The organism is Streptosporangium sp. NPDC020145 (genome assembly GCF_040631275.1).
In the GTDB taxonomy this organism is placed as follows: domain Bacteria; phylum Actinomycetota; class Actinomycetes; order Streptosporangiales; family Streptosporangiaceae; genus Streptosporangium.
Map to the genome: position 1 here is coordinate 183,599 of NZ_JBEXZT010000008.1, position 22,681 is coordinate 206,279.

General features: G+C 70.0%; 21 protein-coding genes. 10 read left to right on the forward strand and 11 right to left on the reverse strand.

Translation table 11 applies throughout. The features are described from left to right. Window positions 1-71: 71 nt before the first annotated feature. The gene (locus ABZ463_RS17635) at window positions 72-1,352 is read left to right on the forward strand and encodes a DivIVA domain-containing protein (protein ID WP_352009627.1); all 1,281 of its coding nucleotides are present in this window, start codon (window positions 72-74) and stop codon (window positions 1,350-1,352) included. A gap of 123 nt (window positions 1,353-1,475) precedes the next feature. Next, window positions 1,476-2,630, forward strand: a complete 1,155-nt coding sequence (locus ABZ463_RS17640) for an AI-2E family transporter (RefSeq protein WP_352009628.1) — start codon at window positions 1,476-1,478, stop codon at window positions 2,628-2,630. Here ABZ463_RS17640 and ABZ463_RS17645 read toward each other — a convergent pair. From ABZ463_RS17645 to ABZ463_RS17665, 5 genes are all read right to left on the reverse strand, one after another. After that, complete coding sequence (locus ABZ463_RS17645) at window positions 2,590-3,375, reverse strand: alpha/beta fold hydrolase (protein WP_362777248.1); 786 nt, start codon at window positions 3,373-3,375, stop codon at window positions 2,590-2,592. The genes ABZ463_RS17640 and ABZ463_RS17645 overlap by 41 nt on opposite strands. Window positions 3,376-3,420: 45 nt before the next feature. Beyond that, on the reverse strand, window positions 3,421-4,161 hold the full coding sequence (locus ABZ463_RS17650) for an alpha/beta hydrolase (RefSeq protein ID WP_362777061.1): 741 nt from the start codon (window positions 4,159-4,161) through the stop codon (window positions 3,421-3,423). Between the two features lie 77 nt (window positions 4,162-4,238). Beyond that, complete coding sequence (locus ABZ463_RS17655; RefSeq protein WP_352009630.1) at window positions 4,239-4,562, reverse strand: ATP/GTP-binding protein; 324 nt, start codon at window positions 4,560-4,562, stop codon at window positions 4,239-4,241. Beyond that, a complete protein-coding gene (locus ABZ463_RS17660) occupies window positions 4,559-6,076 on the reverse strand; it encodes a 3-hydroxyacyl-CoA dehydrogenase NAD-binding domain-containing protein (RefSeq protein WP_362777064.1) in 1,518 nt (505 codons plus the stop codon). The genes ABZ463_RS17655 and ABZ463_RS17660 overlap by 4 nt, the downstream gene beginning before the upstream one ends. 175 nt (window positions 6,077-6,251) lie before the next feature. Continuing rightward, on the reverse strand, window positions 6,252-7,457 hold the full coding sequence (locus ABZ463_RS17665; RefSeq protein ID WP_362777067.1) for an amidohydrolase family protein: 1,206 nt from the start codon (window positions 7,455-7,457) through the stop codon (window positions 6,252-6,254). A 959-nt stretch (window positions 7,458-8,416) separates the two neighbouring features. Between ABZ463_RS17665 and nucS the strand changes: the two genes are divergently transcribed. The 7 genes from nucS to ABZ463_RS17700 all read left to right on the forward strand — a co-directional run bounded on the left by nucS (window position 8,417) and on the right by ABZ463_RS17700 (window position 13,641). Next, entirely contained in the window at window positions 8,417-9,076 is a 660-nt protein-coding gene (nucS, locus tag ABZ463_RS17670) for an endonuclease NucS (RefSeq protein ID WP_352009633.1), read from the forward strand. 97 nt (window positions 9,077-9,173) lie between these two features. Beyond that, window positions 9,174-10,025 carry an ABC transporter ATP-binding protein gene (locus tag ABZ463_RS17675; protein WP_352009634.1) on the forward strand — a complete coding sequence of 284 codons (852 nt, stop codon included), beginning with the start codon at window positions 9,174-9,176 and terminating at the stop codon, window positions 10,023-10,025. Beyond that, complete coding sequence (locus ABZ463_RS17680; RefSeq protein WP_352009635.1) at window positions 10,022-10,849, forward strand: ABC transporter permease; 828 nt, start codon at window positions 10,022-10,024, stop codon at window positions 10,847-10,849. The genes ABZ463_RS17675 and ABZ463_RS17680 overlap by 4 nt, the downstream gene beginning before the upstream one ends. Further along, entirely contained in the window at window positions 10,846-11,043 is a 198-nt protein-coding gene (locus tag ABZ463_RS17685) for a hypothetical protein (protein WP_362777070.1), read from the forward strand. The genes ABZ463_RS17680 and ABZ463_RS17685 overlap by 4 nt, the downstream gene beginning before the upstream one ends. Next, entirely contained in the window at window positions 11,040-12,209 is a 1,170-nt protein-coding gene (locus ABZ463_RS17690; RefSeq protein WP_362777072.1) for a sensor histidine kinase, read from the forward strand. The genes ABZ463_RS17685 and ABZ463_RS17690 overlap by 4 nt, the downstream gene beginning before the upstream one ends. Window positions 12,210-12,212: 3 nt before the next feature. Further along, window positions 12,213-12,836: a response regulator transcription factor gene (locus ABZ463_RS17695; protein ID WP_352009638.1), complete on the forward strand. Its 624-nt coding sequence runs from the start codon at window positions 12,213-12,215 to the stop codon at window positions 12,834-12,836. Between the two features lie 199 nt (window positions 12,837-13,035). Next, window positions 13,036-13,641: a TetR/AcrR family transcriptional regulator gene (locus tag ABZ463_RS17700; protein ID WP_352009639.1), complete on the forward strand. Its 606-nt coding sequence runs from the start codon at window positions 13,036-13,038 to the stop codon at window positions 13,639-13,641. Window positions 13,642-13,697: 56 nt separating this feature from the next. Here the strand turns inward: ABZ463_RS17700 and ABZ463_RS17705 are convergent, their stop codons facing one another. The 6 genes from ABZ463_RS17705 to ABZ463_RS17730 all read right to left on the reverse strand — a co-directional run bounded on the left by ABZ463_RS17705 (window position 13,698) and on the right by ABZ463_RS17730 (window position 21,231). Further along, window positions 13,698-14,015 (reverse strand): STAS domain-containing protein, encoded by a 318-nt coding sequence (locus ABZ463_RS17705; RefSeq protein WP_362777076.1) that lies wholly within the window; start codon window positions 14,013-14,015, stop codon window positions 13,698-13,700. A 139-nt stretch (window positions 14,016-14,154) separates the two neighbouring features. Beyond that, window positions 14,155-14,748, reverse strand: coding sequence for a response regulator transcription factor (locus ABZ463_RS17710; RefSeq protein ID WP_352009641.1), 594 nt, complete (start codon window positions 14,746-14,748; stop codon window positions 14,155-14,157). After that, a complete protein-coding gene (locus tag ABZ463_RS17715) occupies window positions 14,745-15,974 on the reverse strand; it encodes a histidine kinase (RefSeq protein ID WP_362777078.1) in 1,230 nt (409 codons plus the stop codon). Before ABZ463_RS17715 ends, ABZ463_RS17710 begins: the two co-directional genes overlap by 4 nt. 52 nt (window positions 15,975-16,026) lie before the next feature. Beyond that, complete coding sequence (locus ABZ463_RS17720; protein WP_352009643.1) at window positions 16,027-16,824, reverse strand: ABC transporter permease; 798 nt, start codon at window positions 16,822-16,824, stop codon at window positions 16,027-16,029. Between the two features lie 83 nt (window positions 16,825-16,907). Next, window positions 16,908-17,966 (reverse strand): ABC transporter ATP-binding protein, encoded by a 1,059-nt coding sequence (locus ABZ463_RS17725; RefSeq protein ID WP_362777081.1) that lies wholly within the window; start codon window positions 17,964-17,966, stop codon window positions 16,908-16,910. 91 nt (window positions 17,967-18,057) lie between these two features. Further along, window positions 18,058-21,231, reverse strand: a complete 3,174-nt coding sequence (locus ABZ463_RS17730) for a S41 family peptidase (protein WP_352009645.1) — start codon at window positions 21,229-21,231, stop codon at window positions 18,058-18,060. A gap of 66 nt (window positions 21,232-21,297) precedes the next feature. On the opposite strand from ABZ463_RS17730, the gene ABZ463_RS17735 reads away from it, so the two are divergent. After that, on the forward strand, window positions 21,298-21,888 hold the full coding sequence (locus ABZ463_RS17735; protein WP_362777085.1) for a cob(I)yrinic acid a,c-diamide adenosyltransferase: 591 nt from the start codon (window positions 21,298-21,300) through the stop codon (window positions 21,886-21,888). Window positions 21,889-22,681: the final 793 nt, after the last annotated feature.

Below are 22,681 nucleotides of genomic sequence, written 5' to 3' on the forward strand. Positions count from 1 at the left end.
CCGCCTCGGATGTCCGACCAATCCCCCGTCCGGCCCGTGTAGCCGCCTCGACAACCCAGGATCGAGCCTCCATGCAGTCCGACATCGACGCCCAGCTCAACAATTTCTTCGAAGACGCCCCCGCTCGGGAATTCGACGTGGTGCTCCGAGGCTATGACCGGCACCAGGTCCACGACCATCTGAAGCAAGTCGACAACGAACTGCGCCAGACCAGGGAACAGCTCCAGGGCCTGCAACGAGAACTCGCCGACTCCCAGCGTCAGCTTCAGGAGCAGGAGCGTCCGACCTACTCGGGGCTGGGCGCCCGTATCGAACAGCTGCTGCGTCTGGCCGAGGAGCAGGCCACCGAGCTGGTCCAGGCCGCTCGTTCAGAGGCGAACGAGATCAAGGCCGCGTCCAAGGTCGAGGCCGCGGACCTGCGTGCCGCCGCGGAGAACGAGGCGGCGGAGAAGCGCGCCCTCGCCACCCGCGAGGCCGACGACATGCGCACCACCGCCGAGCGGGACGCCGACGAGATCCGTTCGACCGCTCGCCGTGAGGCCGACGAGCTGACCGCCACCACCGAGCGCGAGGTCGCCAAGCTCAGGGCGACCGCCGACCACGAGGTCGCGGAGAAGCGCGCGGACGCCGAGCGTGAGATCGCCAAGCTGCGCACCACCACCGAGCGCGAGGTCGCCCAGCTGCGCGCCTCGACCAAGCGCGAGCGCGACGAGATCCTGACCACCGCCAAGCGCCAGGCCGACGAGATGCGCGCCCAGGCCCAGCGGGTCCTTGAGGAGTCCGAGGCCAAGCGCGCCCAGGACGAGGCCGAGTTCGAGATCCAGCTCGCCTCCCGCCGCGAGGAGGCCGAGCGCCAGGAGGCCGAGCGCCACGCCACCGCGCAGGCCAACACCCAGAAGCTGGTCTCCGAGGCCGAGCAGCGCGCGGCGACCGCCGAGCAGCGCGCGACCAAGGCGACCCAGCAGGCCGAGCAGACCCGCCGCGAGGCCGACACCCACGCCAAGCAGCTGCTCGCCAACGCCCGCAAGAACGCCGACCAGCTCGTGGCGGACGCCAAGTCCAGCGCCGAGTCGATCGTCTCCGAGGCCAAGTCCGAGGCCGAGCGCAGCCGTACGGTCGCCCAGCGCCAGGTCGACGAGCTGACCCGCCAGCGCGACAGCATCACCAGCCACCTCGCGCAGCTGCGCCAGCTGCTCGGCGGCGCGCCGCTGCCCGCGGCCGACCCCGAGCCCGCGATCGCCGCGGCGCCGCCCAAGCCGGCCATCCCGGCCTCCAACGGCAGCGAGAAGCCGCTCGCGCCCGCCGCGAAGTCGCCCGCCAAGGACGACGACGCGGAGTGGTGGCAGGAGTAGCCCCCCGCCTGGCGAGGCGTCACGACGGCTACGCATGACGGCTACGAGAGAGCCTGGCGACCCTGAGGGTCGCTAGGCTCTCTTGTCACGTTCCCCGCCGTTCCCCCACCGCCAGGAGCACCAGTGTCCGAAGCGTCCCAGCCGCCCCAGGCGTCTCCGGCGCCTCAACCGCCCCAGGCGGCCGACGCCGCCCGGCCCGCCGTGCCGAAGGCCAGGCCCGAGTTCGCCGAGCCGTACGGCAAGCCGGGCAAACCGCTGACGAGGAACCCGTTCCTGATCGGGCTGACCGGGGGCCTGGGGATACTGACGGCCTGGGCGCTGGCCCAGGCGCTGATCACGGCGCGTAGCGTGATCGTACTGGTCGTCGTGGCGATGTTCCTCGCCGTCGGGCTCAACCCGGCGGTCGAGGCGTTGCAGCGGCGCAGAATGCCCCGCCGGGGGGCGATCTCGATCGTCTTCGGCGGGGTGATCCTGTTCTTCGTGCTGTTCGGTCTGGCGATCGTCCCGCCGGTGAGCCGGGAGGCGGCCTCCTTCGTCAGCGCGGTGCCCGGCTACGTCAGGGAGCTGCTGGCCAACCCCACGCTGAGGGCACTGGACAGCGACTACCAGATCCTCACCAGGATCGGCGACTACGTCACCAACGGCGGCCTGGCCCAGGCCGTGGCCGGCGGCCTGGTCGGTGCCGGCGCCGTGGTGTTCGACACGTTCTTCTCCGGCTTCACGCTGCTGGTGCTGACGCTGTACTTCCTCGGCTCGCTGCCCTCGATCAAGGACTACCTCTTCCGGCTCGTGCCGAGCAGCCGCAGGGAGCGGACCAGGGCGCTGGGCGACGAGATCCTCGACGGCATCGGCGGTTACGTGGCCGGGAACCTGCTGATCTCGGTGATCGCCGGGGTGACCACCTGGGTGTTCCTCGCGGTGCTGAACATGCCCTACGCGCTGGCCCTCGCCCTGGTCGTGGCGGTCGCGGACCTGATCCCGCTGGTCGGGGCGACGATCGGCGCCGTGCTGGTGACGCTGGTCGCGCTGCTGCAGTCCTGGACGCTCGGCGTGGCCTGCGGGGTCTTCTTCCTGATCTACCAGCAGATCGAGAACTATCTGATCTATCCGCGCGTCATGAAGCGCTCGGTCGACGTGGCCCCCGCGGTCACCGTGATCGCCGCGTTGTTCGGCGGCGCGCTGATGGGCATCGTCGGGGCGCTGCTGGCCATCCCGGTGGCCGCGGCGATCGCGTTGATCATTCGTGAGGTCGTGCTTCCCCGGCAAGCCCGGCTGTGAAGGCGGCCACGACGCCGTTGAACGCCTCTGGCTGTTCGAGCGCGCTCAGGTGCCCGGCCCGCTCGATCACGGCCAGCCGCCCGTCGGGTACGGCCTCGACCATCGCCCGCGCTTCGGCGACCGGGGTGGTCTCGTCCTCCTCCCCCACGATCACCAGGGCGGGGACCGTGAGCCCGCGCAGGGTGTCGAAGGAGTCGGGACGGCCCGCCATGGCCCGTTGCGCCCAGGCGACCGCCCCCGGCGGGGCCGACTCGATCAGGGCGCGCACCCGGCCGAAGACCATCGCCCTGCTGCGCGCGGTCGTCCTGCCGACCATCGCGGGCATGATCTCCCCGGCCAGGAAGGAGGAGCCCTCCGCGAGCACGGTCGTGGCGACGCGTTCGCGGTACGCCCTGGCCTCCTCGGTGTCGGCGCTCGCCTTGGTGTCGGCGAGCACCACTCCGAGCAGCCGGTCGGGGTGGCGCCTGCACATGGCCATCGTCACGTAGCCGCCCATGGACTGGCCGACGACGACGGCCCTGTCGATCTTCCGGTGGTCGAGCAGGCGCGCCACGTCGTCGGCCATCACGTCGACGGAGGGCTCCTGGTCACCGAGTGGGGAGCCGCCGAAGCCACGCAGGTCGGGGGTGATGACCTCGCAGGAGGAGGACAGTCCCTCCCGCTGGGTCAGCCACATGGCCGAGGAGAGCGGGAAGGCGTGCAGCAGGATGACCGGGAGTCCCTGCCCGGCTGATCGCGTGTACATGAGCACGCTGTCCACCGTAGCCCCGCCGTCCGTAATTCGCGGACCCTATCCCTCGCCGGGCACCTCGCCGAGCATCTCGTGGGGTACCTCGTGGGGCAGCGGATGGGCCGCCGAATTGACGCGCCGTACGATCTCGTTCAGGACGATCCGCACGTACGGCTCGCCGACCCACAGGTGTTTCGCGCCCTCGACCCCGACGACCTCGGCCTGCGGCACCCGCGCGAAGCGGGCCTTGGCCTCCTGCGGCCTCAGGTAGTCGTCGAACTCGGGGACCAGCGCCGTCAGCGGACGGCCGAAGGCCGCCCAGGCGTCGAGGTCGGCGTCGGTCGCCCGGCGCAGCGGCGGAGAGAGCAGGACGGCCCCCGTCACCAGCGGGTCGCGGCCCCATTTGAGCGTCAGCTCGGTGCCGAAGGACCAGCCGACCAGCCAGACGTTCGGCAGGTCGTGGAACTCGGCGTACTCCAGCGCCGCGGCGACGTCGAAGCGCTCCTCCTCGCCGTCGCCGAAGACCCCCTCCGAGGCACCGCGCTCGGAGGAGGTGCCGCGCGTGTTGAACCGCAGCACCGCCAGGTCCGCCAGCGCGGGCAGCCGGTTGGCGGCCTTGCGGTACAGGTGGCTGTCCATCATGCCGCCGTGCGTGGGCAGCGGGTGCAGGCAGACCAGCGTCGCGACCGGCGGCCTTCCCGGGGGAAGGGCCAGCTCTCCGACGAGCCTCAGCCCGTCGCCGGTGTGCAGCTCGATCGGCTCCCTGCGCGCGGGCAGCACCGTCGAGGACCTGATCTCCATGTCTGTTCCGTGTCTCCTCACCGGCGGCCGGAGTGCCGCCGTTTTTCCGTACCCGGCCCGGTGTTCGGCGCCGGGTCTCAGTATCGGCTCCGGCCTGGACCGCGCCGTATCCGGTTGCGCCAGCACGCGGTGTGCCAGTGCCTGCGTTCCTGCTCTCCGCCCCGCCAGGCGGGCCAGCTCACCAGGTGCGGAACGCCCGGCCTGAGTTCCTGGTCACAGCCGGGGCACCGGTAGACCTTGTCCGCGCCCGCGCCGGTGACCCGGCGCACGAACCAGTCGCCGTCCGGCCACTCCTCGACCTGGTCGACGCCGGGCACCGAGGAGCCGACGGGGCGTGCGGGGCTTCCCCGTCCGTCGCCCCGGTCGAAGGGGTCGATCCGGCGGGCTCTGCGGGGGCTCATGACAGGCCGCGAATGCTTCGCACGCCGGCCGTGACGAGCTGGTCGAGCAGCGGCGCGGGGGCGAAGGCCGGGTCGCGGTACTCGGCGTAGAGGGCGCGCAGTCCGTCGCGGACGGTTTCCAGGCCCAGCGCGTCGATCATCTCGAACGGCCCCGCCGGGTATCCGCAGCCGAGCCGCATGGCCGCGTCGATGTCCTCGATCCCTGCGTAGCCCGAGTCGTACATCCGCACGGCGTCGTTGAGGTACGGGTACAGCAGGGCGTCCACGACGAACTCGGCCCGGTCCTTGCAGTGCACCGGGACCCGGCCGACGATCTTGGTCAGGCCCTCGACGGCGCATGTCGCCTCCGGCGAGGTGAGCACGGTCGAGGCGACCTCGGCGAGTCTGTCCCCGACCAGGTGCAGGCCGACCAGGCGCCTGGGGTGCGGCAGCCGCGCGGCCAGTTCGATCACGGGGGTGTGCGACAGTGCGATGACCACGTCGGCGGTTTCCACCGCGCCCTCAAGCGTGTCCTCCGCCTCGCCCGCCGTCACCGTCTCCAGGGCGGTCGTCCTGAACCCGGCGTCGCCGAGCCTGGCCGCGAACTCGCGCGCGCCCTCACCGAGCACCGCGACGGAGCTGACCGTGGGCTTGCCCGACGCCGGAGGGGTGGCAACGGCCTGCCCGTCGTAGAAGCCCGCTCCCGTCTTACGGCCGAGCAGGCCCGCGGTGACCAGCTCCCGCAGGATCGGCGCGGGGGCGTGGCGGCGGTCGCGTGTCTCCTGGAACAGCACGCACATCACCTCGTAGGAGGTGTCCAGGCCGATCAGGTCGAGCAGCGCGAAGGGGCCCATCGGCACGCCGACGCCGAGTTTCATCGCGGCGTCGATGCCGTCGCGGGTGGCCAGGCCGTTCTCCAGCAGGACGGCGGCGTGGTTGAGGTAGGTCAGCAACAGCCGGTTGACCACGAATCCGGCGCGGTCGCCGACGCTCACCGGCGTCTTGCCGAGCCGCCGCGCCAGGGCGGCGATCTCCTCGGCCAGGCCATCCTCGGTGACCACCGTGTGGACCACCTCGACCAGCCTCATGACCGGCGCGGGGTTGAAGAAGTGCATGCCGACGACGCGCCCCGGCCTGCCGGTCGTGGCCGCGATCTCGGTGACGGAGAGGGAGGAGGTGTTGGTCGCGAGCACCGCGGACGGCTTGCAGATCCGGTCCAGGTCGGTGAACAGGGCCCGCTTGAAGTCCATGACCTCGGGGATGGCCTCGATGACGAGGTCGGCGTCCGCGAGGTCCTCCCGCGAGGTCGTCAGGGTGATCCGGCCGAGGATCTCGGCCCGCTCCGCCTCGCTCAGCCTGCCCTTGGCCAGGGCCCGTCCGGTCGAGTTCTCCAGGTTGTCCCGGCCTCGCCCGAGCGCGTCGGGATCGGCCTCGACGCCGATCACCCTGAGCCCCGCGCGGGCGAAGACCTCCGCGATCCCCGCCCCCATCGTGCCGAGCCCGACGACTCCGACCTTCTCAAAGCTCCGCGTCATGCCGCCAGTCTCCCAGAGCCCATCACCTCCCCCCAAAACCAACCCAGGTAATCAACCGGTATCAACCCCGACGCCTCTTCCCGGTACCGTCCGGCGAAATCAAAGCAGTCGGTGAACGGATGAAGCCCTGTCGTCCTCGACGACGGACCACGCTCTCGCCGGACGGCGAGGGCGGTTACCCACGGCCGCGGCTTGACGCCTCGGAATCCCGCGCCACCGGCCTCCCCGCCCGATAGACCGCGCGGACCCGCCGTACGTCGTCGATGTGGTGGACGGGATCGCCGTCGACGACGAGAAGGTCGGCGTCATAACCGGGAGCGACACGGCCTTTGCGGTGCCCGAGGCCGCAGGACTCGGCGGCGAGGGAGGTGACGGAGGCGAGCGCTTCGACATTGGTGGCGACCTGTGCGGCGAAGTAAACGAGATCGCCGGGAAGTACGTCATGAGGTTTGTGAGGGTTGATGCCCGCGTCGGTGCAGCAGACGACGCGCACGCCATGGCGTTGCATGTAGGCCTGGTTCTCCCAGTAGGGTTCGATGGTCTCCAGGACCTCGGGAGGCATCCCCTCACGGGGTTTGACGACCGTGCAGCCGACGAAGGTGCCGGCCGCGGCCATGGCGTCAACGGTCCGAGGGTCGAGCCGTACCCCTGACCGCGTCATGAACGTGCAGTGTTCGATGCCGTCGACTCCGGCTGCCACGGCGTCGGTGATTCCCGCCGCAGCGTGCGCGTGCGCGGTGACAGGCAGTCCCAGCCCGTGAGCGGTCCGGGTGACCGCCCGCAGATCCGCCAGACCGTACTGCGATCCCCCGGGGTTGGTCCCCTTGGTGGACATGCCCCCTGTTGCCATGATCTTGACGAGGTCGGTCCCGTGTTCGGCGCGGGAGGTGACGGCGGCGACCAGTTCCTCCGCCCCTTCGGCCTCTCCGCCGAGGTACCAGCAGTGTCCACGGTTACCGGTGATGGGAGGGCCGGCCGCGAGGATCTGAGGGCCCGGTTCCCCCGTGGCGTACTCCTCGCGCAACCGTAGCGAGAGATATCCACGGTCGCCGAGGTCGCGAAGGGTGGTGATGCCGGCGTGCAACGCCTGGGCGGCGTGTTCCCGCATTCGCGTCATGACGGTGGCGTCATCGTCGTGAAGCATCTGATGTTCGGTGTTGCCGTTCGGGTCGAACGCCAGGTGGGTGTGCGCGTCCACCAGCCCCGGCATGAGGGTCACGGCCCCCAGGTCCGCCAGCGCCACCCCTTCCGGCGGGGGAGCGCCGGTGAGGTCGACGTCAACGATCCGGCCGTCTTCGATCAGGACCATGACCGGACGCGGATGCGCGGTCTCTCCGTCGAACAGGCGCGCACCGCGGACAGCCAGTCGAGAATCTCTCACGAACGCACTCCCATTATGGTCATGAATAATTCTCCGTTTCGGAACTCCTTACCACCGGTGAAAAGACTGCGTTCGGTGGCGCAAGCACCGGTGGCACGATCCGTCCCAGGTGAATTCATCTCCCGGGGGCATCGGAAATCGTAGGTCACCGTGGCCCGAAGTCGATAACGACCGATCAGCCCGGCGGGTGAGAAACGGCGGCGAAAAGACCGTCGGCGCAGGTGAGGCGTATGATTCCGTCGCCTGAACGGTGTGGCGGGCAGGGGTTGTTCCGGGTCACCGAAACAATCAGCCTCGGGCCTTTCTTGTTTCTCCTCCTCGCGGGCACCGCCCGACCGATGCGGATGCGGCGTCCGTCCCCGTTGTTTCACCCCGGCCATGAGCGGATCGTGTTTCCTCAACCGTGGATCCCGACAGCTCAGAGGGCATACCGGAGCGCTCGACAAGGCGGCGGAACACATCCCGGAGGACGCCGAGCATCCGGAGTTCGACTCCTGAAGGAAAATCGCCGGGCGTGGGCTCCGGCGCCCCGCTCCGTGATCAGCCACCGAGCAGAGGGAACGGGAAGCGGCATCGACCGTGTCCGCACCGGAAGCCCGGTCCCGACACGGCTTGGCGAAAGACGGCGGCAGCGGGCACAACGCAACCTGATCGATTCCGATCACCGCCAAAACGACGGGGACAGGCGCCGGAGACGGTGCCAAAGCCCTTCGGCCAGGAAGGGATACACCGCCGATCACCTCACCTGCTCCGAGCCGCCCGCCGTTCCTCGGTCGCGGGCGGAACGGCAGGATCGGAAACGGGTCACGGAGCGAACCGGGCGAAGAACCTCCTCGTCCTGTCGTGGAACCGGCCTTCGTCGGCGGTGAAGCCCTATGGACCGCCTCATATCCGCGACGACGCGGGATATGAGGCGATCCGGAACCGGCGACGAGCGGCTGGGTCTAGGCTTGGGTGCCATGCGTCTGGTCATCGCGCGGTGCAGCGTGGATTACGTGGGAAAGCTCACCGCTCATCTTCCGATGGCGCCCAGGCTCATCCTGATCAAAGCCGACAGTTCGGTCTCCATCCATGCGGACGACCGGGCGTTCAAGCCGCTGAACTGGATGAACCCGCCCTGCAAGCTCCGTGAGGAGGAGGGCACCTGGACGGTCACGCACGGCAAGACCGGGGAGAAGCTCGTCCTGACGATGGAGGAGATCCTGCACGACTCCAGCCATGAGCTGGGGGTCGACCCCGGCCTGGTCAAGGACGGGGTCGAGGCCCACCTGCAGGAGCTGCTGGCCGAGCACATCACCACGCTGGGCGCGGGCTGGACACTGGTCCGCCGCGAGTACATGACGGCGATCGGCCCGGTGGACATCCTCTGCCGTGACCACACCGGCGCCTCGGTCGCCGTCGAGCTCAAGCGCCGGGCGAACATCGACGCCGTGGAACAGCTGACCCGCTATCTGGAGCTGATGAACCGCGACCCGCTGCTCGCGCCCGTCAGCGGGATCCTGGCCGCCCAGGCCATCGTGCCGCAGGCCAGGACCCTGGCCGAGGACCGCGGCATCCGCTGCGTGACCCTCGACTACGACGAGCTGCGCGGCATCGAGCGCACCGACACCCTGTTCTGAGACCACTGTCACGACGCCGCTGTCCTCCGTTCGGAGGACAGCGGCGTTCCACCGTTCGTGGGTGCCGCCGAAGCCGTACGAGGCGGACGCTTGAGGCATGGATACGGCGGTGAAGGTACGTGGCCTGACCAAACGGTACGGCGACGTGCAGGCGGTCGGGGGCATAGACCTCGACATCCACGCGGGCGAGGTGTTCGCGATCCTCGGCCCGAACGGCGCGGGCAAGTCGACCACGGTTGAGATCCTCGAAGGGCACCGGACCAGGGACGCGGGCGAGGTCAGCGTCCTGGGTGCCGACCCCGGCAGGCCGACCCGGGACTGGCGTTCCCGGATCGGGATCGTGTTGCAGACGGCCAACGACATGACAGAGGCGACGGTCGGGGAGACCGTACGGCACTTCGCCGGGTACTACCCGGCTCCGCGCGACCCGGACCAGGTCATCGAGCGGGTGGGCCTGACGGACAGCGCGGGCAAGCGCGTCCGGCAGCTCTCCGGAGGGCAGCGGCGACGGCTGGACGTGGCGCTCGGGGTGATCGGCGATCCTGAGCTGCTCTTCCTCGACGAGCCGACCACCGGGTTCGACCCGGAGGCCAGGCGGCGGTTCTGGGAGCTGATCCGGGACCTGGCGGGCCAGGGGACCACGATCGTGCTGACCACCCACTACCTGGACGAGGCCGAGGCGCTGGCCGGCCGGGTCGCCGTGGTCTCCGGCGGCCGGGTCGTCGCCGAGGGCGAGCCCGCGACGCTGGGCGGGCGGGCCAACGCCAAGGCCAGGGTGAGCTGGTCGGACGGGGGCGAGCGGCGCACGCTGGAGACGGACACCCCGACCGGGACCGTGCTCGAACTGACCCGGCGCTTCGACGGGGAGGTTCCCGAGCTCACCGTGACCAGGCCGACCCTGGAGGAGATCTACCTCGGGCTCGTCACCCCCTCCGAGGTGACCTCATGAGCCGGACGACCACCCATGTCCCCCTTTGGAGACCGTCCGCGGCACGACTGGGGCTGTCGCGGGCGGCCATCGAGACCCGGATGTTCCTCCGCGAACGGGACGCGGTCATCTTCGTCTTCTCCCTCCCGATCATCCTGCTGGCGATCTTCGGGGCGATCTTCAGCGGCACCCTTGAGGGAAGCGGCGTCAGCGTCGCCCAGCTGTACGTGTCGGGGCTGATCGGCTCGGCGGCGATGACGGGCTTCCAGAACCTCGGTATCGGCATCGCGATCGACCGTGACGACGGCACGCTCAAGCGGCTCGCGGGCACACCGCTGCCGCGTTCCTCCTACTTCGTCGGCAGGGCGTTGCAGACGCTGTTCCTGTCGCTGTGCCAGGTGGTGCTGCTGCTGGCCGTCGGGGTGCTGGCCTTCGGACTCGACCTGCCCATCCGGGTCTCGGCCTGGGTGACCTTCTCCTGGGTCTTCGTGCTCGGCGTGCTGTCCTCGGCGCTGCTGGGCGTGGCGGCCAGCAGCCTGCCCCGCTCGGGCCGGAGCGCGAGCGCGGTGATCTCAATGCCGTTCGTGGTGCTGCAGTTCGTCTCCGGGGTGTTCATCCCGGTCAGCCAGCTGCCCTCATGGCTGGTGAACATCGCCTCGGTGTTCCCGCTGAAGTGGATGTGCCAGGGCTTCCGCTCGGTCTTCATCGGTGACGCCGGGGCCACACTTGAGGTCGCCGGGTCCTACGAACTGGACCGGGTCGCCATGGTGCTGGGAGCCTGGGTCGTCGGAGGACTGGTGCTGTGCCTGCTGACGTTCCGGTGGAAGAGCCGCCGCGACGGATGACCCCTGAGGAACGGCCCCGTCCGGGCGGTGACCCGGCGGGGCCGAACACGTGGGAGTCGTCACCGGCCGTCTGGGAGATCCTGCTGGTCCCGGCGATTCTGCTGCCGGTCGTGCTCGTCGTCACCGGCGACATGACCGTGCCGGGGAAGGCGGTCGCGGCGGGCTGCCTGCTCACCGCCGAGGTGCCGGGATGACGCCCGCCCCCGGGGAACGGCACGCCTACCACCGCATGGACGGCTGGGAGCGGCTCTATCTTCTCGACCTCATCGTCTCCGTCGCCTTCGTCCTCCTCGACGACGCGCTCACCGTCGCCTGGAAGGCGGTCGTGCTGTGCCTGCTGGGCGGTTGCACGGCGGCCTACGTGTTCCTGGGCAGGCGCATCCCCGGGGGACCGTACGGCACGAACGGGCGCGCCTACGTGGTGCTGTCGATCGTGCTCTTCACCCCGGTCTCGGTGCTCTGCCCGCCGACCCGTTTCCTGCTGTTCGCCTTCGGGCCGCAGTACTACATCCTGCTGCCGAAGCGGCAGGCGATGCTCGCGACCGTGGCGCTGAACGTGGCCCCCGTGCTGTGCCTGCCCCTGTTGCCCTCCAGTGGGGAGGACCTGCTCGCGTTGTCCGTCATCGGGCTGCTCTCGCTGGCCTCGAACCTGGTCTTCGGGCCCTGGATCCAGGATGTCGTCGAGCAGAGCAAGGGACGCGCCCTCCTCATCGAGGAGCTGGAGAACAGCCGTGCCGAGGTGGCCAGGCTCTCGGCGGCGCAGGGGGCGGCGGCCGAGCGGGAACGGCTGGCCGGGGAGATCCACGACACCCTGGCCCAGGGCTTCACCAGCATCATCATGTTGCTGCAGCAGCCGGACGAGCGGCGGATCGGGCTGGCCGTGCGGACGGCGAGGGAGAACCTGGCCGAGGCCCGCGCGCTGATCGCCGCGCTCGGCCCGGCGCCGCTCGACGGCTCGACGCTGGAGGAGGCGCTGGGGCGGATGGTCTCCCGGTTCGGCGAGGAACTGGCCGTCACCGCCTCGTTCGGGGTGAGCGGCGAGTCGCAGCCGATGTGGACCGGGGCCGAGGTCGTCCTGCTGCGCGCGGCGCAGGAGGCGCTGGCGAACGTCCGCAGGCACGCCCGCGCCTCGGCCGTCACGGTGACGCTGGACCATCTTCCCTCCGCGGCCCGGCTGACCGTCCGCGACGACGGCGTGGGGCTCGGGCCCTCGGCCGCCGACGGGTACGGCCTGCGCGGCATGCGCGCGCGGGCCGAGCAGGTGGGAGGGTGTCTGTCGCTGACGGCCGCCGCCGGCGAAGGCACCGTCCTGGAGATCACCGTCCCCGTTTCCCCGGCGACGGTCAGACGAGGAGTTTGACGAGTGCTACGACTGATGATCGTCGATGACCACCCCGTGGTTCGTGAAGGCCTGCGGGGCATGCTTGAGGCGGCGCCGGAGATCACCGTGGTCGGGGAGGCCGCCTCCGGGGACGAGGCGGTGGCGCGGGCCGTGCAACTGCGACCCGAGGTGATCCTGATGGACCTGCGGATGCCGAACGGCGACGGGGTCAGCGCGACCTCGCGCATCCTGGCCGCCCTGCCGCGGAGCCGGGTGATCGTGCTGACCACCTACGAGACGGACCAGGACATTCTGCGGGCGGTCGAGGCCGGGGCGGCCGGTTACCTGCTGAAGGACACCTCGCGGGCCGACCTGCTGGCCGCGATCGCCTCCGCCGCGCGTGGGGAGACGGTGCTGTCGCCGTCCGTGGCGACCCGGCTGGTGACCAGGATGCGCGCCCCGGCGGCCGAGACCCTGTCGCCGCGCGAGGCCGAGGTGCTGGCGCTGGTGGCCGAGGGGCTCACCAACGCCGAGATCGGCCGGGCGCTGTTCATCAGCGAGACCACGGTGAAGACCCACCTGCTGCGGGTCTTCGGCAAGCTGGGGGTCTCCGACCGTACGGCCGCCGTCACCACCGCTTTGGACCGTGGGTTCCTCGTCCGCTGAGGCCCTTCACGGACGTGGGTGACTTGACTGCCCAGTCAGGCTCGTGACCTTCTTGCATGAAGTGTGCAAGCAACAGGACACTTACTCTTCCACAAAAAGGATCTTGCACCCATAATGGGGGATTCCGGGGGCCAGGATCATGAGGTGGAAGTGATAAAACGAGCATTTGTCAACCCCACGTCAAGGCGGGGTGCTTGACATGAACGGCCGGCCTTACCGGGGAATGTCAGCGGAGGAACGTCTCGCCGAACGACGGGAACGTTTGATCTGCGCGGCGTACACCCTCTATTCCGACCCCGGATTCCCAGAGACGACGATCGAGAGGCTGTGCGCCACGGCGCGCATCTCCAACCGCGCGTTCTACGAATGTTTCTCCGGGCGCACCGAACTCATGCGGGCACTGCACGAGAGGTGCGTCCAGGAGGCCGTCTCGGCGGTGGCGAAGGCCGTCGAGGAGGCTCCCGACACCCTGCTCGGCAGGGTCGAGGCGGGCATCACGGAGTACATCAACTTCGTCACCGAGGACAGAAGACGCGCCCGGATCATGCACCTGGAGGTGCGCAGGGCGGGCGACTGCCTCACCACCTCACGGCAGCAGGCCGTACGGGCCTTCGCGAGGATCGTCGCAGCCGGTGCCCTCGGTCCTCCGGACACGGTCGGGGTCAACCGGCACCTGCTCACGCTGGGCATGATCGGCGCCGTCCACGAACTGCTCATCGAGTGGGTGCTGGCCGAGGACCCGCCCCCGGTCTCCGACCTGGTCGGTACGGCCGTGCACATCTTCCACCGGTCGTTCGCGACATGACCGCCAGGTGAGCCCACCCGTCCCCCTCGCCCCGGTCGTCCCCGGGGCGTGGGGGGTCAGGCGACCGCGGCCATGGCCACCTCGACGATGAGCACCCGGTTGAGGCGGGTCACCGCCAGCACCCGCATGACCCGGACGGGCACCCCTCTCAGCACCAGGCGGCGCCCGGTCTCAAGCGCCCGGCGGTGCGTGCCGACCAGCACGCCCAGGCCGGTGGCGTCGATCATCTCAAGTCCGGAGAGATCGACGATCAGATCACCGTCACCGGAGTCGACCGCGCCGTGCAGTCGCGGGCGCACCACGGCGACGGTTCCCACGTCGAGGCGGTTGCCCACCACGACCACCTGCGCCCCGGGCTTTCCAACGGCGCGCATACCCCCTCCTCAGACCGATCTCGGCGCCACCTCGGTCGGCCGACCACGTGCACATCGGACCGTGTGAAAGCCCTGTCCCAGGACTGGGCTTTCTGCCGTCATGAGGAGCCCTTGCCCCCTTCTGGGAGAAAGATGCTGTTCATAACCAACCTTTTTCCTGCGCGACACGGATCGCGGTGATCCGGTTGGTCGCGCCGAGCTTGGTGATGGAGCTGGACAGGTAGTTGCGCACCGTCCCCTCGGTGAGGTGCAGTGAGGCCGCGATTTGGGCGACCGTCGCCCCCTGGGAGGCCAGGGACAGGGCGTCGCGCTCGCGTTCGGTGAGCGGGTTCTCCCCCGCCATCATCGCCGAGGCGGCCATCTCGGGGTCGAGATATCGGCCGCCCGCGTGGATCTTGCGGATCGCCGCCGCCAGTTCCTCGGCCGAGGCGTCCTTGGGGACGAACCCGCGCACCCCCGCGGCCAGCGCCCTCCTCAGGTAGCCCGGCCGCCCGAAGCTGGTCAGGATCAGCACGGCGTGACCGGGCAGTGTCTCGGCCACGCTCAGCCCGTCCATCCCCGGCATCTCGATGTCCAGCACCACCACGTCCGGGCTGTGATCCTGTACGGCCTGCGCCACCAGGTCGCCCCTGGACACCTCGGCGACCACCTCGATGTCCGGCTCCAGGCCGAGCAGCGTGGCGATCGCCCTGCGGATCAGGTGCGCGTCGTCTGCCAGCAGAACCCGGATCATCGTGCCCCCTCCAGCGGGATCGTGGCCCGCAACCTGAACTCCCCCGCGCCCTCGCCCGCGCCCGCGGTGAGGACCCCGCCCATCGCCGTCACCCGCTCCGACATGCCCGTCAGCCCGGTGCCGCCGCGCCCGCCCGGCCCGGTGGCGCCGTCGTTGGTCATCTCCAGCACCGCCGTACCCTCCCGCAGGGTGATCGCGATCCGGCAGCGGGTCGCCGAGCTGTGCCTGAGCACGTTGGTCGTGCCCTCCCTGATCACCCAGGCCAGCAGCGTGGCCGCCTCGTCGGGGACCCCCTCCTTCGGGAGTTCGAGGGAACAGCCGATGCCGCCCGCCTCAAGCACGGCCGTCATGCTGCGCAACTCGGCGTCGAAATCGACCGTGCGGTAGCCGCGCACCGCCGTACGGATCTCCTTGAGCGCCTCGCGTGCCAGCACGCGCACCTCGCCCATCTCCGCGGCGGCCCGCTCGGCGTCCACGGCCGACAACTTGGCGGCGACCTCGCTCTTGAGCGCGATCGCGGACAGGCTGTGCCCGACCAGGTCGTGCAGGTCACGGGAGAAGCGCAGCCGTTCCTCGGTCACCGCCAGCCTGGCCATGGCCTCCTTGCCCTCCTCGGCCGCTCTGACCACCTTCCAGAACCAGAGCTGGAAGCGGTTGGCCCACGGCATGAACATGGCCATCGCGAGGAAGGTCGCTATCGCGAGGGCGGAGGTGTTGTCGAGCCCGAGACGTCCGCTGGGCACGACGAGCACCGCGACGGCCGCCGCGCCGACGGACACGGCGATCGCCCCTCTCCTGTCCAGCAGCAGGGCCGCGCCCGAGGACCAGGCGACGGCCAGGAGCCCGAGGGACCACAGCTCACCGTGCAGGGACACCAACATGACCAGGACGAGCGCACCGGAGGCGATCATCTCGCGGGTCGCCCTGACCCCGGCGATCGAGGCTCTGACCATCTGCACGTACAGGATGCTGAAGGCGGCCGTCCCCGCCATATCGAAGATCGTCAGAGGGGCCAGGAGGTGCCGGCCCTGCGCGGTGAGCCTCACGAAGGTGCCGAGCCAGGCGAAGGCCACGCCGATCAGCAGCGTGCCGACGGTCGACCTGCGCAGCCGCTCGACACTCGTACGCCCGGGATGGCACCACAGCGACATCCGCAGCTTGCCGAGGACGGTCTTCCAGGACGGACGTCCGGGCTCTCCGGAGGACGCCGGCGAGGCGGGAGGCATGTCGCCTCCCGCCTCCCCTGTGTCACTTTTTGTCTGCATCTCGCGGTAGACGTTATCCGTGCCGGGGTTCCCACCGGAACAGCCATCCGGCCAACAGGGCCGTCACCGCGATCCAGACGACCAGGATTCCGAAGGAGGGCAGCGCCCCCGTCCACTGCTCCAGCACGCTCAGCGCCCTGCCGCTGCCGGAGTAGTGGTCGGAGCCGAGGAAGGCGCTGCGCATGATCTTCACGATCGGGGTGATCGGGAGCAGGCCGGAGATCGTCCCCAGCAGGCCGGGCAGCGCGTTCGTCGGGAAGGCGACCGGCGAGCCGATCATCAGGAGCAGGAGGATCGGGAGCACCGTGATCTGGGCCATCTCGGCGTTGGGGGTCAGGCCGGAGCAGGCGGCGGCCAGCAGCCCGAACACCGTCACCCCCAGGACCGCGGCCAGGAGCATCAACGGCACGTTGACCGGGGTCGCCCCCTCGGTGCGCTGGATCCAGATCCCCAGCAGGACGACCTGACCGAAGAAGAGAGCGAGCGCACCGAGGGCGCTTCCCGCCAGAACCGCCGCCGCAGAAGGCTGGCCCCCGCGCAGCCGCTTGAGCACCAGTTCCTCACGACGGGCCGTCAATGAGTTGACCAGGTTGACGAAGACCGCGAACCCCATCATCAGGCCCGGCATTCCGGTCAGCACGAAGAGCTTGGCGGACACCCCCTCGATGGTCGCGCCCCCCTGGGTCTGGGTGAACAGCCAGGCCATCAACAGCGGCATCAGCAGCACGGTGAACAGGACGGTGGTGTTCCTGAAGATCAGGGTCAGGTCGATCTTGGCCAGCCGTACGGCGTGCAGGGCGTCGGTTCTCATGGTCTGTCGTTGCCTTCCGGCCGTCGTGCGGCCTGTCGTCTCCCCGCGGATCGCTCCGCCGTCCACCCGGATGGTCTCCGGTCCTACGCCGTCTCCCCGAGGACCCGCATGAAGGCGTCCTCCAGGGTCCCCCGGCGTACGGTCAGCCGCTCCAGGACCTCGCCCCGGCTGTCGGCCCAGGCCAGCAGCGGTGAGAGGGCGGCGTGCGCGCGGGCCTGGACCTGGTCGCCGGTCAGCGTGTAGGCGACCTCGGTGCCGTCGCCCGTGTAGGTGAGCGCCGGGGCCGCGCCGTCCAGGAAGGGCAGCTCGTCGTAGGAGCGGGAGGCCCCGCCGAGCCGGAAGGAGATGGTGTCGCCGGAGCCCGCGACGACCTCCTCGACCGTCCCGTAGGTGTGGATCCGCCCCTCGTGCATGATCGCCAGGCGGCCCGCGAGGCGCTCGGCCTCCTCCAGGTAGTGCGTGGTGAGCAGCACACTCGTGCCGCATTCCCGCAGGTCCTCGATCACCCGCCACGTGGTACGGCGCGCCTCGGGGTCCATACCGGTGGTCGGCTCGTCGAGGAAGAGCAGCTCCGGGGCGGACAGTACGGCCAGCGCGAGGTCGAGCCTGCGCTTCTGACCACCGGAGAGCTGCTTGACCCTGGTCCTGGCCTTGTTCTCCAGGCCGACCAGCTCAAGCGCGCCCATGGTCTGCCGGTCGACGCCCTTCGTCCAGCCCGTGATGGACAGGCGTCCCGGCGTCCCGGTGCCGGACAGGGTCACGGGGCGTCCCGCGTCCTCGCTCAGCCCCTTCCACAGCCCGACGGTCTCGGCGACCGTGAGGTCCCCCAGGAAGCCACCCTCCTGCAGCATGATCCCGATACGGGGACGCAGGCTGCGGCGCTGCCTGATCGGGTCGAGGCCGAGGACCCTGACGCTCCCCTCGGTGGCGGGCGTGAAGCCCCCCAGGACCTCCATGGTGGTCGTCTTGCCCGCGCCGTTCGTGCCGAGCAGGGCGAAGATCTCGCCCCTGGCGACGGTGAAGGAGACGCCGCGCACCGCCTCGAAGTCACCGTACTTCTGCCGGAGCCCGCCGACCTCGATCACGTTTTCGAGGCCGACGGTTCCGATCTCCGCCGTGTCCGCGAGCTGTGGTGTTCTCATGGCGACAATCCTGCTGTTTCCGCCTTTCACCAGGTAGTCGCCGATATCACCACACCAGCAGAGAGATGTCAGCCGACGGAGCTGACAAATGTCATCCGGACCGGGGCGGCAGCGCCGGACGACGCCGGGACGGACGCCGCGAGAGGTCGGGAGCCTTCGCCGCAGGCCGCTCCTCAAGAGCGGCCAGCGCCAGCCGTACCGCCTCCTCGATCTGCGGGTCCCGGCCCCGCGCCCAGTCACCGGGGGTGATCTCCACCTCGACGTCGGGATCGACGCCGTAGTTCTCGACCCCCCAGCCGAGCTCGTCGAACCAGAAGGCGTACCTCGCCACGGTGATGTAGGTGCCGTCCACCAGGCGGTGGTCGCCCTCCGTGCCGATGACGCCGCCCCAGGTCCGGGTGCCGACCACGGGACCGAGCTTGTGGATCTTGAAGGCCGCCGTGACGATGTCGCCGTCCGACCCCGCGTTGTAGTCGGTGACCGCGACCAGCGGGCCACGCGGGGCGTCCTCGGGATAGGTGACCGGGTTCAGGCCCCTGGGCAGGTCCCAGGCGATGATCCGGCGGATCAGCTTCTCGATGATCAGCTCGGAGGTGTGGCCACCCCGGTTGCCACGCAGGTCGACCACCAGTGCCTCCCTGGTCATCTCCCTGCGCAGATCACGGTGGAACTGCGCCCAGCCCTCCGCGACCATGTCCGGGATGTGCAGATAACCGACCCTGCCTGCCCCCAGCTCACGGACGTGCGTCCTGCGCTCGGTGACCCAGTCCTGGTAACGCAGGCGCCGGTCGTCGCGCAACGGGGTGACGACGACCCTCCGCCCACCGCCCAGGGTCAGCTCGACCGGTTTGTCCGCCGCACCGATCAGCAGCGGCGCCGGGCCCTGCGGGGGCACCGGACGGCCGTCCACGGCCAGCAGCCTCTCCCCCGGCGTGATCCCCGCCCCCGGTACGGCCAGCGGCGAGCGGGCGTGCACGTCCGAGGACTCGCCGGGCAGTACCCGGTCTATCCGCCAGTGGCCCTCCTCGTCCCGGGACAGGTCGGCGCCGAGCAGACCCACCGGCTCGGAGACCCGGTGCCCCCACGGAGCCGCGTAGACGTAGCAGTGCGAGGTTCCCAGCTCCCCCATGACCTCCCACAGCAGGTCCGCGAAGTCGTCCTGGGTCGCCAGACGCTCGACCAGCGGCCGGTACTCGTCGAGCACGGCCTCCCACTCCACCTCCGCCAGGTCCTCGACCCAGAAGTCGGCCCTGACCCTGCGGCCCATCTCGGTGTAGGCGTGCCGCCACAGGGCGACCGGGTCGGCGGTGACGCGGATACGCGACAGGTCGACGGTCGTGTCCTCACCGTTCTTGCCCGTGACCGGCCTGACCGTGAGGGTCCCCTTGTCCGAGACGACGAGCTGGGTGCCGTCCCCGCTCACCGCGTACCAGTCGAGCTTGTCCACCACCTCCTCGCACTTGCGCTTGACCAGGTCGAAACGGTCGAGCGCGGCCCTGGGGGCATCACCGCCGACCTTGTCCCGGTCCTCACCCAGCTCACCCGCCAGCGGCTCACGCAGCCAGACGATGCCGTCCTTGACCGCGCTGAGCGCCGAGTAACGTCCCTCCGGCACCGGCACCTGCACCACCCTGGAGGCGATGCCGTCGAGATCGACGGTGAACGGGAGATCTCCGTCCTTGTCGTCCTCGGGATCCGTCAGGGGCCGCCCCTCCCCGCTCGGCGCGAACGGCGAAGGCGTCGCCGCGGCCAGCGGCACCAGGTACGGCCGGTAGCCGAACGGGAAGGACATGTCGAAGGAGTGCGCGTCGTAGACGGGGTCGAAGCCCCTGCGCGACAGGAACGCCAGATACCTCCCGGCGAAGGCGGGCGAGACGTCGACGAACCGCCCGTCGGTGACGTCGGTGACGACCCGGTCGGCCATCCTCGCCAGCCTGATCCGGCGCAGCGGGGTCGCGTCCGGGTGCGACCACGCCAGCCATGCGGAGTCCGGAGACCAGGTCAGCCCGCTGATCTCGCCGTTCGCCCTGGACAGCTCGACGACCTCCCCCGAGGCCACGTCGACCAGGAGCAGCCCGCCGTCCCTGGCCGCGACCGCGATCGTGTTCGCGTCGGGCGCCACGGCCAGGTCACCGACCTCGCCCAGCCGCCCGGCGGCGATCCTGCGGGTCTCCCCACCGCCGGCCGGGCCGATCTCCAGCCCCTGACGCTCCCCGTCGTCGAAGACCCACACCACCCGGTCCGCGCCCAGAAGCCGAGGCGTGCCGGCGGCCAGGCCCGTGCTGAGCTGCCGCGCGGGCCCGTCCCGGTGGGTGAGCCAGTGCACCGTCCCCTGGACCTCGACCGCGCTCGCCTGCCCCGTCGCGTCCACCGCCAGATCGTGCAACCGCCACCCCGGATTGACCTGGTACGGCTGCCGCCCCCTCGGCGGCGAACCGAGCGTCACGTCGAGTTTGCGCGAGGAGCCGTCGAGATCGTCGAGCAGGTAGACGTCCCCGGCGTTCTGGTAGACGATCCTGGTCCCGTCAGTGGTCGCGTGACGGGCGTAGAAGACGTCATGGTCGGTGTGGCGGCGCAGTCCGCTGCCGTCGAGCTCACAGGAGTAGAGGTTGCCGACGCCCTCGTGGTCGGAGAGGAAGACCAGCCGTCCCCCGACCAGCATCGGGTTGGCGAAGGTGCCTCTCACCTCCGGCAGGACCTGTTCGAACTCATCCGACAGGCCGCGCCGTACCCACAGGCGGCCCGCCGTACCGCCTCGGTAACGCTTCCAGACGGCGGGGTCGCGGGAGAGTGAGGCGGTGAGCAACGCGACCGTCGCCCCCGCCTCCCCCGATCCCCCGCCGTCCCCCGTGGCCGACAGATCGAAGACCGGCCCGTACGGCAGCCGCTCGACGTGGCCGTCGCCGAGCGCGTAGGCCCAGTTCCGCCAGACGAACGGCTCGCCGGTCGCGCTGATCGCGAGAATCCTGCCGTCCGGAGTCCAGCCGCGGGTGCGGGTCCTGGGGTCGTTCCAGTAGGTCAGCCTCTCCGCCGACCCGGACTCAAGGTCGGCGAGGTGCACCTCGGGGTGGCCGTCGCGGACACTCGTCCACGCGACCCTGGTCGCATCGGGAGAGAGCCGGGGATGCGAGGCCGGCGCCCTGTCCGAGGTCAGGCGCCAGGCCCTGCCGCCTTCGGCGGGAGCGGTCCAGACGTCGTCGTCGGCGACGAAGGTCAGAGTCTCCCGGGAGATGTGCGGGAAACGCAGGTAAAAACCGGAAACCATCGGTAAATCATATTGTCAGCTATCTAACTAATCAGGAGTAATTCTGCGCAAGATACGCTGAGTCTCATGACCCGAGCTGACAGAGACAACCCGGTGGTGCTCTCCAAGATCTACACGCGCACCGGCGACGACGGCACGACGGCACTCGGCGACATGAGCCGCACCCGCAAGACCGACTCCCGGCTCGCCGCCTACGCCGACGTAGAGGAGGCCAACGCCGCGATCGGTGTCGCCCTGGCCGTGGGCACCCTCGACGAGGACGTCACCACGGTCCTGACCCGGGTGCAGAACGAACTGTTCGACCTCGGCGCCGACCTGTCCACGCCGATCACCGAGAACCCCGAGTTCCCCCCGCTGCGCGTCGAAGCCTCCTACGTCGAGTGGCTCGAAGCCAGGTGCGACGAGTTCAACGAACGGCTCAGGCCACTGCGCAGCTTCATCCTGCCCGGCGGCACCCTCGCCGTGGCCCAGCTCCACGTCGCACGGACCGTGGCCCGGCGCGCGGAACGGACCGTCTGGGCGGCCCTTGAGGAGCACGACGACGTCAACCCGCTGACCGCGAAGTACCTCAACCGCCTCAGCGACCTGCTGTTCATCCTGTGCCGCGTCGCCGCCGGGGGCGATGAGATCCTGTGGAAGCCGGGGGGTACGCGCTAGCGCTTGCTCCGCCTGGCTGTGTCTCCTTGCTCCGCCTTCGGCGTCGCGGGCTGTGTCTCCTTGCTCCGCCTGACGGCGTCGCGGGCTTGGGCGCTCCGCGTCGGCGCTTTCCCTCGTCGCTGTGTCTCTTTGCGCCGCCTTCGGCGCCGCGGGGCTTGGGCGCCCCGAGTCGGCGCTTTCCCTCGTCACTCCGTCGCTGCGCTCCTGCGTTCCTCAGTCCAAGCACCGACGCGCCCAAGCCGACACTCCTCACACTTGGGGCCGGGAAAGCCAAGATCAAACCCTTCGGAAGCGGCGTCCCGGTGTCCGGGTGGAACTCTTCACGCTTGGGGTCGGGGCGTCCGGGAAGGCGGAATGAGAGAGAGTCGCCTCGCGCCTCCTGCTCCCGTGTGGGGGTGGTCGCCTGTGTCGTCGGCTGGGTGGGATCGGGGGCTCCCCGCGTAGGCGCGATGGGTGCCAAAAGTTCATTTTTCGTGTGTTGGTTGGTTGCCGTCATGGGATGGGGCGCTTCGCCGGAGGGCTTAAAGATCTTGGGTGAGACGGGTCATCGTGCCCGGGAATGAGCCTCCTGGAGGTTCACCGAAAGGCCAACGGCGGCCGAATCCGGAGCGGTTAAATCTGTTTGGAGCCGAAAGAGAAGGAGAAGGCGGACGGCTTTCTCACAATTGAGAAACAGGAGACCGGAGCCTACGGCAATGGCCTTCACCTGGCGGTTCCCCGAGAGGCCGCCCCACGGGCACGACCGCCGCGGACGGGCCGGCGGACACGTCTCCGGGTTTCCATGAACGGCACG